This is a genomic window from Nocardia canadensis, assembly GCF_032656385.1.
Lineage (GTDB): Bacteria > Actinomycetota > Actinomycetes > Mycobacteriales > Mycobacteriaceae > Nocardia > Nocardia canadensis.
Window position 1 is genome coordinate 51,126 of record NZ_JAVCWB010000004.1, and the last position, 10,257, is coordinate 61,382.

Genomic DNA, 10,257 nt, shown 5'->3' on the forward strand with positions numbered 1-10,257 from the left:
CGGCACTGTGTTGGAGCACGTACTGCCCGGATTGCGGCAGTTCCGGAACTATCAGCGCGCCTGGCTGCGGTCGGACGTGGTCGCGGGTGTGACCGTTGCCGCGTACCTGATCCCGCAGGTGATGGCCTACGCGACCGTCGCCGGGCTGCCGCCCGTGGTCGGGCTGTGGGCCACGATCGCACCGCTGGCGGTGTACGTGCTGCTGGCGACCTCGCGGCAGCTCTCCGTCGGCCCCGAGTCGACGACGGCGCTGCTGACCGCGGTCGCGCTGGCGCCGCTGGCCGCGGGCGACCCGTCGCGCTATGCCGCGCTGGCCGCGCTACTCGCCCTGCTGGTCGGGGCGTTGTGCCTGGTGGGCGCGGTGGCCCGGCTCGGGGTGCTGGCCGATCTGCTGTCGCGGCCGGTCCTGGTCGGCTACCTGGCGGGCACCGCCGGGCTGATGATCGCCGGGCAGCTGGGGCGGGTCACCGGCGTGCCGGTGGCCGGCACCTCGGTGATCGAGCAGGTGCGTTCGTTCGCGGCCGGTATCGCCGCGTGGCATCCGGCGACCGCCCTGCTGGCCGGCACCGTCCTGGTCGCCCTGCTGATCCTGGCGAAGTGGGCGCCGCGGGCGCCGGGGCCGCTGCTGGCGGTGCTGGCCGCGACGGTGGCGGTGTCGGTGTTCTCGTTGCAGGACTTCGGTATCGAGGTGGTGGGGGAGGTGCCCGCAGGCCTGCCGACGCCGGGTCTGCCCGCCCTCGCGTTCGCCGATATGGCGGCCCTGGTGCTACCCGCCGCGGGCATCGCGGTCGTCGGTTTCTCCGACAACGCGCTGACCGCGCGGGCCTTCGCCGCCCGGCACGGCGAGCGGATCCAGGCCAATACCGAGCTCGCCGCCCTCGGCGCGACGAATGTGGCGGCCGCGTTCACCCACGGATTCCCGGTGAGCTGCAGCGGTAGCCGCACCACCATCGCCGACCTGATGGGCGCCCGCAGCCAGCTCTACGCCCTGGTGACCCTCGCCGCAGTGCTGATCGTGCTGTTCGGCGCGACCGGGGTGCTGGCCGAGTTCCCGATGGCGGCGCTGGGCGCGCTGGTCGTCTACGCGGCGCTGCGGCTGATCGATGTGCGGGAGTTCCGCCGGATCGCCCGGTTCCGGCGCAGCGAACTCCTTCTCGCGCTCGGCACCGTCGTCGCGGTGCTGGTGTTCGGTGTCCTCTACGGCGTGCTCGTTGCGATCGCGCTGTCGGTGTTCGACCTGCTGCGCCGGATCGCGCGCGGGCACGACGCCATCCTCGGTTTCGTCCCCGGCCTCGAGGGCATGCACGACGTGGACGACTATCCCGAGGCGAAACCCCTTGCCGGACTGGTGGTGTACCGCTACGACGCGCCCTTGTGCTTCGCCAACGCCGAGGACTTCCGCAAGCGCGCGCTGGCCGCCGTCGACTGGTGGGCCGAGCGCAGCGGTGAACCCGTGCGCTGGTTCGTGCTCAACGCCGAAGCCAACGTCGAGGTCGACCTCACCGCCCTCGACGCCGTGGAGCAGGTTCGCGACGAACTGGCCGCGCGCGGTGTGGTTTTCGCGATGGCCCGGGTCAAACAGGATCTGCGCGACGACTTGGACGCGGCCGGTCTCACCGAGCGCGTCGGCACCGATCGCCTGTTTCCCACCCTGCCGACCGCGATCGAGGCCTTCCGGAAGGCCACGTAGCGGTGTCACTTCTCGGTGAGTACCTCGGCCAGCGGTCGACGCGGCGTGGGCGGACGGCGCACGTCGACGGGGGCGATGCCGATCCGGACGACGACCTGCGGGACACCGGGCCGCCCGGCCAGACCGGCCAGCAGGCGCCGGTTCGCGGCGAGTTCGGTGATATGGGTCAGCGCGCAGGTCGACAGGCCCGACGCGGTGCACTCGAGCAGCACCGCCGAGAGCGCCTCACCCGCGCGCAGCCAGTCCAGCGGGGACTCCGCGCCGGTGGTCAGCACGGCCAGGCGGGCGTGATCGTCGTCGAGATCTCCGCGACGCGCCGAGCGCCCCGGTGCCGGGAACGCGCGCGCGACGCCCACCCGGGCCAGCTCGGATTCCGAGGGCAGCGCCGTGGGCGGCACGCCGTCGGGTTGGTCGGAATGTCCAGCCCACCAGCGGAGTTCGGCCTGGTATTGCCTGTCGTACTGGCGTAGTGCGCTCGCCTGCTCGGACGCGGTGGTCATCCGGGGGCGCGAGTCCTCCGGCAGCAGATCCACATCCAGATCGTGCGGCGCGACGAGTGCCCCGATGGTGGACATGACCGAGGACAAGCCGATCGGTGCCGCCATCGGCAGCCGGTCGGTGTAGCGGCGGTCGATCGCCTCCGCGCGGCGCAGCTCGCCGATCGGTGGATCGGGCCACGGCTGGAACCGGACGCGGGCCAACAGATCCGGGCGATCCGGCTCGGGCAGCCGGGTGACGTCGGTGTGCCAGTGGGCCGCGGCGAACGCGGTCCGCACATGGTGCAGCACCGCCCCGCAGCTGATCACCGCCTGGCGTCCGGTCGGGTCCGCGGCCGTCAGCCCGCGGGTGGTGTCGCGGCACAGCTCCAGGGTGGTGCCGTCGAAGACCCAGCGCCACGGCTGGGTGTTGTGCACCGACGGTGCCCGGCATCCGAGCCGGATCGCCGCGCGCACCGTGGGATGGTCGGGGATCGGGAGCACCGGCTGCTCGGTCATGTCATCGAGCCTGATTCGCGATGCCCGCGGCCGATACGGTCGTTACGCCCTTTCGGCGGGGACCGAAGTCACTCATCGGCTCAGGCCGGTGGGGCGGACAGGCTGCGGGTGGCGCGGCGCTCGACCAGCAGCGGAACGAAGTCGCGGACGTGCACGTCGGCGAATCGGTCGTAGGCCGTGTGGACGGTGTCGGCGATGTATTCGGGGGCGATGCCGGGATATCGCTGCGTGAGTCGGATGACGACTTCGTCGATCTGCTGGGCTTCGTCGGTGGCCATGAGTCCATGGTCAGTGTGGGTCGATCGGGGGTCAATGGATCGCGCGGATCGTTTGCCAGATGTTGCCGGAGCGGTACCTGGTCCCGCGGGCGACCGTGGAGGTGGTCCGGTGCGCGGGGCCCGCCGGGGCACGACGATACTGGGCGGCGGGCGATCGCCGATGTCGCCACGTCGCCCGGATCCGCGCCGCACGTCAACTGAATCCGAGATCGCCGGGAGAGGTAGACCGATCATGAGCAGAATCCGACCGACTACAGCCGTCGCGCTGGCCGCCGGGCTGAGCGCCTGCGTGCTCACCGCCGCGCCCGCCCTGGCCGCCGAGAACCCGACCGTGGTGCTGGTGCACGGCGCGTTCGCCGACACCACCAGCTGGGACGGTGTCGCCACCGCCCTGCGCGCCGACGGCTATCGCGTGGTCGTGCCGGACAATCCGCTGCGCGGACCGGCCAACGACGCCGCGGCCGTCGAGCGCGCCATCGCCGGGATCGACGGGCCGATCGTGCTGGTCGGCCACTCCTACGGGGGTGCGGTGATCACCAATGTCGACGATCCCGATGTCACCGCCCTGGTCTACATCGCGGCCTTCGCCCCGGTGCCGGGCGAACCGACCCAACTCCTGCTCGACCCGATCCGCTTCCCCGGCAGCAGGCTGCTGCCCCCGGTCCTGCAACTCGAGCTGGTCGACGACAGCCAGGGCGTCGCGGGCAAGAACCTCGACGGCTACGTCGATCCGGCCTCGTTCCACGAGGTGTTCGCCCAGGACGTCGACGACGCGACCGCCGCCGAGATGATCGCCCACCAGCGCTCGATCGCCGTCGCCGCCAACCTGGAGCTGTCGGGTCCCGCCGCCTGGCAGCACCTGCCGAGCTGGTATCTGGTCTCCGGCGAGGACCGGGTCATCCCGCCCGCGTCCCAGCGCTTCATGGCGGGCCGGATCGGCGCCACCACGAGCGAGATCCCCGCCTCGCACGCCTCTCTCGTCGCGCAGCCGCAGGCTGTGGCCGAGGTCATCGAGCGGGCCGCCGGGAGCTGACCCGCCGACTGCCCGCGCGGCGTGGCCGGGCGGGCAGTCGGGGGAGTGGCGTCAGGCGGCCATGGCCCGCCGCCGGGGTTCGATCGCCGCGGCGAGCAGGTAGCTGCCGCCGCCCGCGACGGCCAGCACCCAGTACGGGCTCGCGCCGTCGAGGAGGAGGGCGGCCGTGGAGGTGAGGGCCAGCCAGGCGCCGAGCGCGTATTGCAGGACGTCGCGGTAGGCGGCGCCGCCGGCGAGATAGAGCAGGCCGACGATCAGGCCCGAACCGGTGGGCCACAGCAGCATCTTCAGATCGTCTCGGGCCAGTGCCGAACTCAGCGCGGTGATGACGAAGAACAGCGCGCCGAACCCGACCAGCCACGACGCCGCGAGCAGCTGGCCGACGACCGCGTCGGCCCCCGTGACGCCGCGCTGGGCCCGCATGGTGACGACGCTGGTGATCACCATCGCGATCAGCAGCCCCGCGATCAGCAGCGCGCTCGGCGCCGCCGCGGGCAGCCGCACCAGCGGATCGGCGCCGTGGGACAGGGCGTAGGCGCCGTGCCCGAGCAACCAGGCCAGCCCGAAACTCAGGTAGGACGGCCGGTTGTCGAGCAGGACACGCAGGGTGGACGGTCGGGGGGGGGGCGGTAGGCGAGATGAGCTGGGACATCACGGATCTCCTGGGTGTGGGCGGAACGGATCAGGCGACGACGACGACTTTGCCGACGACCGTGCGGGACTCGGCGAGCGTCATGGCACGGGCGGCCTCGGTGAGCGGGATGCGCGCGGCGACTTGGGCGCGCAGGTCGCCACGGGCGGCGAGTGCGAAGACCTGGCCCAGGTCCTCGGTGACGCGGGCGCGGAAGGCGGCCTGGCGGCGCTTGCCCGCCCACAGATCGAAGAAGTGCGCATTGCGCTTGTTGGGCAACACGTTCCACAGCATCAGTCGCGCGAACAGCTTCAGCACGGGCAGCCGGGAATCGCCCTCGTCGTTCTTGGTGGCCGCGGTGCCGTAGGAGACCAGCGTGCCGTGCGGCGCGAGCAGCGCGAACGAGTCGGCGATCCCGGGGCCGCCGACATGGTCGAACACGGCGTCCACCCCGCCGGGCGCGAGCGCCCGAACCCGCTGCGCCACGTCGCCGCGGTAGTCCACCCAGGTCGCGCCGAGCGCGCGCACGGCCTCGGCGTGGCGGGCCGAGGCCGTCCCGATGACCTGAATTCCGTTGGCGCGGGCCAACTGCACCAGCGTCGAACCGACCCCGCCGTTGGCGCCGTGCACCAGGATCGTCTGTCCCGCGCGGACGCGGGCGGTCCGGAAGAGCATCTGCCAGGCGGTGATTCCGTTGACGACGAAGGTCTCCGCCTCGGCGGCATCGAGCGCGGCGGGCACCGGCACCAGGTCGGCCGCGTCGAGCACGGTGTGACTGGCCCAGCCGCCGATCTTGGTGAGCGCGGCGACCCGCGTGCCGATCAGCGCCGGGTCGACGTCGGTCCCGACCGCGATGACTGTCCCGACCAGGTCGTAGCCCGGCACGAACGGGAAAGGCGGCTGGTCGTAGTACTTGCCGCGCCGCATCTGCTGTTCGGCGAAGGACACTCCGCTGGCCTCGACCCGGACGAGGGCCTGCCCGGCGGACGGCGCGGGCAGTTCGCGCTGGGTGATCAGCAGGCCCTCGGGTTCGACGCGGCCGGGTAGGACGATCTCGGTGGCGGTGATGGACATGCGATACTCCTAGTGTGTGACTGGTCAATCACTCGTTGGGTCGAAAAAATGCCCCGCGAGGGGCATCGGGGTTCAGCGGGGTTTGGGGTGGCGGATGCCCGCGGTGACGATCTGTGCCCAGGCGCTGTTGTCGCCGTCGAGCCCGAGGGTGGTGATCAGATGGCAGAGCTGGCCGAAGGCGATGAAGCGCTGGACGTATTCGTCGGCCGCGCCCGAGCGCTGCTTGGCGAGCTCGGTCACCCGGGCCAATCCGTCGCGCAGTGCCGCGCCGATCTCCGGCACGTCCGCCACGGATTGGGCGTGGACCTGCAGCATCAGCAGGCTCTTGTCGCCGATGAGCTCGGCGTAGGCGCCGCCCATGTCGTAGAGGATCTGTTCGGGACTCTCGCCGGTGGACCTCGCCGCGCCGCCGGACATGGCCGCCACGATCCGGTCGAAGCACCGCTCGAGCGCCGCGACGAACAGGGCGACCTTGCCGGGGAACAGCTTGAAGACATACGCGGGCGAGATCTGAGCCGTCGCGGCCACCGTGCTGATCGGCGTGCCGTGATACCCGGTCCTGGCGAACTCGACGATCGCGGCATCGACCACGGCATCGCGCCGCACGTCCGACTTGGAGAGGGTGGCTCCGCTCTTGTTCATGTGAGTGACTGTACACTCACTCTTTTCGGGGCGTCAATCCCGACGTGGTGACGACGTCCGTCGCCTGCTTCGGTCGTCGACCGCAGGGCGCATGATGGGAGTACGGGGTAACGGGTGCCCGCCCAGGCGGGCCCGACCGGATATCTCTGGAGGATCGATGACCGAACGGCGAGCGGGGAATCGTGGCGAAGTGCTGCGCGTCGACGGTCCACCGGGCGCCTCGGTGGCTTCCACACATCTGGTGGTCGGCTACGACCGGCACCGGGCCGGCGAGGTCGCGCTGGGCGTCGCGATCGGCCTGGCCGCCCGGCTCGACGCCCATCTGCACGTCGTCCACGTCATCGACGCCGACGATCTGCCCGACGACCCCGACGCGGCGGAGTGGGAGGACACGGTCGCCGCCATGGTCGACCGCGAACGCGCCGCCGCCTGCGCCCGGCTCGCCGAATGGCCCGGCAACTGGACCTATTACGCGCGCCGCGGCAATCCCGCGCGCGTGCTGGACGCCCTCGCCGAGACCTACGACGCGTCGATGATCGTGATCGGCGCACCCCGGCCCGGCCTGCGATCCCTCCTCGAACGCCTGCTCGGGGAGTCGGTCTCGGCCCACCTCGTCCACCACGCGCACCGCCCGGTGCTGCTGGTCCCGGCGGGACCCGGCGACTGAAGTCGGACTCCGGCCGGGTGGCTCAGCCGTCGTGGGTGCCTCGGCGTCGCTCGGCGCGGTCGGCGAGGGTTTCGACGATGCGCCGCCAGGCCGGGGAGGCGCCGGCGATGTGGGTGGTGATGAGGTGGTTCGCCGGGCGGGCGGTGTCACCGGCGTGGGCGATCTCCCAGGCGTCCAGGTCGTCGATGAGCTGGTCCAGGCGCGGATCGCGGGGGTCCCAGTCGACGGATCGGTCGCAGGCCAGCAACATCCGCGTCGTCTCCGGGTCGTCGAGGTCGGTGTTCTTCTCGCGCACGCGCTGGGGGAGGACGCGGGGGTCGATGGCCTGCAACAGGATCCAGGAGTCGCGTTCGAGCCGCACCCGCCGTTCGCTGATGCCGAGTGCGCGCATCCGGTTCAGCAGGGTGACCACCTCGGCGGGCAGGACCAGACTCTCGCCGCTGTCGAGCGCGGCGATCCGGCGGCGGTAGTCGGTGAGCTGGTCGATCTTGCGCTGGAGCTCGGCGTCGATGGCGGTGACGGCGGCGGCGAACTCGGTCGGCTGGGCGTGCAGCAGCGCGTCGATGCGGGCCAGCGGCACCCCGGCATCGGCCAGGGTCCTGATCCGGATGAGATCCACCGCCGCCTGTGCGCTGTAGCGGCGATACCCGGAGGCATCGCGGTCGGGCTCGGGCAGCAGGCCGACGTGGTGGTAGTGGCGCACGGCGCGCACGGTCACCCCGGCCGTCGTCGCGAGCTGGCCGATCGTGAGCACCGTTCCCCTCGGGTCGTCGAACATCGTCGGCGCCGAGTCTAGGGGCGCGCCGCCCGGTCGACGACGTCCCGGATCGCCTGGACCACGGCGTCCGGGCGATCGAAGCAGAGCCGATGGTGGAACGTGTCGGTGAGCAGGCGTTGCTCGCCGTGCGCGACCGCGCCGACCAGCGCCGCGTCCATCCGCGTCTTGGCGTCCTCGAGTTCCCGCTCGGCCGGGTCGCCGGGAACCACGGTCAGGGCGATCACCGGCACGTCCGGAAGGCCGGGCCCGTCCCGCAATTCGGCGGCGAGCGGAACCAGGGTGCGGCGTTCGGTCATGCCGGTGCGCAGCCACGCGTCGCTGCCCTTGGCGTCGAGCAGCGCGTCCCGGATCTCGGCCGGAAAGTCCGTGAGCAGTTCGGCGCGCATGGCGCGCATGGCCGGGCGCAGCTCGGCGAGCTCGGCGAGATCGGGACCGAGTCGCTCGGTCGCGGCCAGGCGCGCGCCGCTGGGCACGTACTGGTCCCAGTCGCGGTGGAGGGCATCGAGCCAGACCAGCCCCGCCACCTCGCCCGGGTGCAACTGTGCGAACCGATGCGCGTAGAACCCGCCGAGGGAGTGGGCGGCGAGCACATACGGGCCGGGAATGCCCTGGGCGCGCAACAGCTCCCGCAGTTCCGTGGCGACCGCGCCCGCCGTGCGCGGGAGCGGCAGCGCGTCGCTGTAGCCGGTGCCGCCGCGGTCGTACACGACGGCGGTGGTGAACCGCGAAACCTGTTGCTGGACACCGAAGTAGTCCAGGCCGACGGCACTCGCTCCCGGCAGGAACACGACCGCGGGCCCGCCGCTGCCCGAGCGGAGCACGAAGAGGCGGCGGCCGTCGATCTCCTGGAACGCGCCGACCGGCGGGACGCGGTGCTGCGGGGAGGTGCGGAAGTTCGTCATGCGCCCACTCTCCAACCCTGACGCAGGGTCAAGGTCAACCCCGCTCCGGGATCGGGGTGCCCGCCGCGCGCAGCCGGTCCGCCAGTGTGTGACAGCGCGCCGCCAGATCCAGGGGTTCCAGCACCTCGAAGTCGTGGCCGAGCAGCAGGATCCGCATCAGCAAGATGTCGAGATCGGCAGCACCACTGAGGATTTCGCACGAATCCCGGTCGCGCTCGCGGACCACGGCGGTGGAGCCGGGGAGCTGGGCCCGGACGGTGTCGGCGGTGGCGTGGACGAGAAAGCGTGCCTGCTCGGCGTAGACCCGGCTCGCCACGCCCTCCTGCACGTAGGTCGCCGCGTCCGGCGCCGCGCGGGGGCGGAACCGCCAGGTGCGCGCGGCGACCTCGGCCATCCGGTCGACGCGAAAGCTGCGCCAGTCGGCCCGGTCGAGGTCGTAGGCGAACAGATACCAGCGCCGATCCGAGGCGACCAGGCGATAGGGTTCGACCCGCCTGCGCCGCGTCGCCCCGGCGGACGGATAGTCGAACGCCGCCTCGACCTCGTCGCGACAGGCCCTGGCCAGGGTGATCAGCACGTCGGGATCCACCGGCGTGTGCCCGGTGCCGAACGACTCCACCGACCCGGTCAGCGCGCGCACCTCGTGCCGCAGCCGGGTCGGCAGCACCCGGTCGAGCTTGGTCAGCGCGCGCAACGCACCGTCGCCGGTGACCGCCCCGCCCGCGCCGACCAGCAGGGAGACGGCGGTGGCGATCGCCTCCTGGTCGTCGAGCAGCAGCGGCGGCAGGTCCTGGCCGGGACCGAGCTGGTACCCGCCGCCGACCCCGTGTCCGGCCCGCACCGGATAACCGAGCGCGCGCAGCCGCTCGATGTCGCGCCGCACCGTGCGCGGGGTGATTCCGAGCCGTTCGGCCAGCTCGGGGCCGGTCCATACCTGCCGTTGCTGAAGCAGTCCGAGCAGGGTGAGTACCCGTTCGGTCTGCCCTCGTTCGTGGTCCGCGGTCGTCATCTCGTCAGCCTGTCAGCAATAGCGGACCTGGTCTGTCCGCTATTGCTGTCAGAGTAGGCGAAGCGAATCAGCCGAACGAAAGGGAGCAACCCGATGAGCCGCCATCTCCAGATCACCTTCGACGCCGCCGACCCGAAGGCGCTGTCGACCTTCTGGCGCGAGGTCCTCGGCTATGTGCACCCCGGCCCGCCCGGTGTCGAGTTGCCCGAGGGCGCGGATCCGCTGGCGGCCTGGGACGACTTCCTCGCCCGGATCGGCGTGCCGGAGGATCAGCGCAACACCCGCTCGGCGATCGAGGACCCGGACGGACACGGCCCGCGAGTGTTCTTCCAGCGGGTGCCCGAGGGCAAGGTCGCCAAGAACCGCGTCCACCTCGACGTGCGCGCGGCGCCGGGGCTACAGGGCGACGAGCGGATGGCTGCTCTGGAAGCCGAGTGCGAACGGCTCGTCGCGCTGGGCGCGACCCGCCTGCGCCGCTTCGAGCCCGAGCCGCCGATGAGCGCGGGATTCATCGTGATGGCCGACCCCGAAGGCAATGAATTCTGCCTCGACTGACGG

General features: G+C 71.9%; 12 protein-coding genes. 4 read left to right on the forward strand and 8 right to left on the reverse strand.

What is annotated here, in order from left to right; all coding sequences use genetic code 11:
- Positions 1-7 precede the first annotated feature (7 nt).
- Positions 8-1,690, forward strand: coding sequence for a SulP family inorganic anion transporter (locus Q7X29_RS08970; protein WP_316573780.1), 1,683 nt, complete (start codon positions 8-10; stop codon positions 1,688-1,690).
- A 5-nt stretch (positions 1,691-1,695) separates the two neighbouring features.
- Here Q7X29_RS08970 and Q7X29_RS08975 read toward each other — a convergent pair whose 3' ends face one another.
- Both Q7X29_RS08975 and Q7X29_RS08980 read right to left on the reverse strand, forming a co-directional pair.
- A complete protein-coding gene (locus Q7X29_RS08975; protein ID WP_316573781.1) occupies positions 1,696-2,685 on the reverse strand; it encodes an Acg family FMN-binding oxidoreductase in 990 nt (329 codons plus the stop codon).
- Between the two features lie 80 nt (positions 2,686-2,765).
- Positions 2,766-2,963, reverse strand: coding sequence for a three-helix bundle dimerization domain-containing protein (locus tag Q7X29_RS08980; protein WP_316573782.1), 198 nt, complete (start codon positions 2,961-2,963; stop codon positions 2,766-2,768).
- Between the two features lie 232 nt (positions 2,964-3,195).
- Between Q7X29_RS08980 and Q7X29_RS08985 the strand changes: the two genes are divergently transcribed.
- On the forward strand, positions 3,196-3,996 hold the full coding sequence (locus tag Q7X29_RS08985; RefSeq protein WP_316573783.1) for an alpha/beta fold hydrolase: 801 nt from the start codon (positions 3,196-3,198) through the stop codon (positions 3,994-3,996).
- Positions 3,997-4,047: 51 nt separating this feature from the next.
- On the opposite strand, the gene Q7X29_RS08990 is transcribed toward Q7X29_RS08985, so the two are convergent.
- The 3 genes from Q7X29_RS08990 to Q7X29_RS09000 all read right to left on the reverse strand — a co-directional run bounded on the left by Q7X29_RS08990 (position 4,048) and on the right by Q7X29_RS09000 (position 6,343).
- Positions 4,048-4,548, reverse strand: a complete 501-nt coding sequence (locus tag Q7X29_RS08990; protein WP_316573784.1) for an ABC transporter permease — start codon at positions 4,546-4,548, stop codon at positions 4,048-4,050.
- A 130-nt stretch (positions 4,549-4,678) separates the two neighbouring features.
- Positions 4,679-5,701 carry a medium chain dehydrogenase/reductase family protein gene (locus tag Q7X29_RS08995; protein WP_316573785.1) on the reverse strand — a complete coding sequence of 341 codons (1,023 nt, stop codon included), beginning with the start codon at positions 5,699-5,701 and terminating at the stop codon, positions 4,679-4,681.
- A 72-nt stretch (positions 5,702-5,773) separates the two neighbouring features.
- On the reverse strand, positions 5,774-6,343 hold the full coding sequence (locus Q7X29_RS09000) for a TetR/AcrR family transcriptional regulator (RefSeq protein WP_316573786.1): 570 nt from the start codon (positions 6,341-6,343) through the stop codon (positions 5,774-5,776).
- 157 nt (positions 6,344-6,500) lie between these two features.
- Here Q7X29_RS09000 and Q7X29_RS09005 point away from each other — a divergent pair, with 157 nt between their 5' ends.
- Positions 6,501-7,010 (forward strand): universal stress protein, encoded by a 510-nt coding sequence (locus tag Q7X29_RS09005; RefSeq protein WP_316573787.1) that lies wholly within the window; start codon positions 6,501-6,503, stop codon positions 7,008-7,010.
- A 22-nt stretch (positions 7,011-7,032) separates the two neighbouring features.
- Here the strand turns inward: Q7X29_RS09005 and Q7X29_RS09010 are convergent, their stop codons facing one another.
- From Q7X29_RS09010 to Q7X29_RS09020, 3 genes are read right to left on the reverse strand one after another with little or no spacing between them, the layout of a single operon-like run.
- The gene (locus tag Q7X29_RS09010; protein WP_316573788.1) at positions 7,033-7,788 is read right to left on the reverse strand and encodes a MerR family transcriptional regulator; all 756 of its coding nucleotides are present in this window, start codon (positions 7,786-7,788) and stop codon (positions 7,033-7,035) included.
- A gap of 14 nt (positions 7,789-7,802) precedes the next feature.
- Complete coding sequence (locus tag Q7X29_RS09015; RefSeq protein WP_316573789.1) at positions 7,803-8,690, reverse strand: alpha/beta fold hydrolase; 888 nt, start codon at positions 8,688-8,690, stop codon at positions 7,803-7,805.
- 34 nt (positions 8,691-8,724) lie between these two features.
- Positions 8,725-9,699 carry a helix-turn-helix transcriptional regulator gene (locus Q7X29_RS09020; RefSeq protein WP_316573790.1) on the reverse strand — a complete coding sequence of 325 codons (975 nt, stop codon included), beginning with the start codon at positions 9,697-9,699 and terminating at the stop codon, positions 8,725-8,727.
- A gap of 93 nt (positions 9,700-9,792) precedes the next feature.
- Between Q7X29_RS09020 and Q7X29_RS09025 the strand changes: the two genes are divergently transcribed.
- Positions 9,793-10,254, forward strand: a complete 462-nt coding sequence (locus Q7X29_RS09025) for a VOC family protein (RefSeq protein ID WP_218717951.1) — start codon at positions 9,793-9,795, stop codon at positions 10,252-10,254.
- The last annotated feature ends 3 nt before the right edge of the window (positions 10,255-10,257 follow it).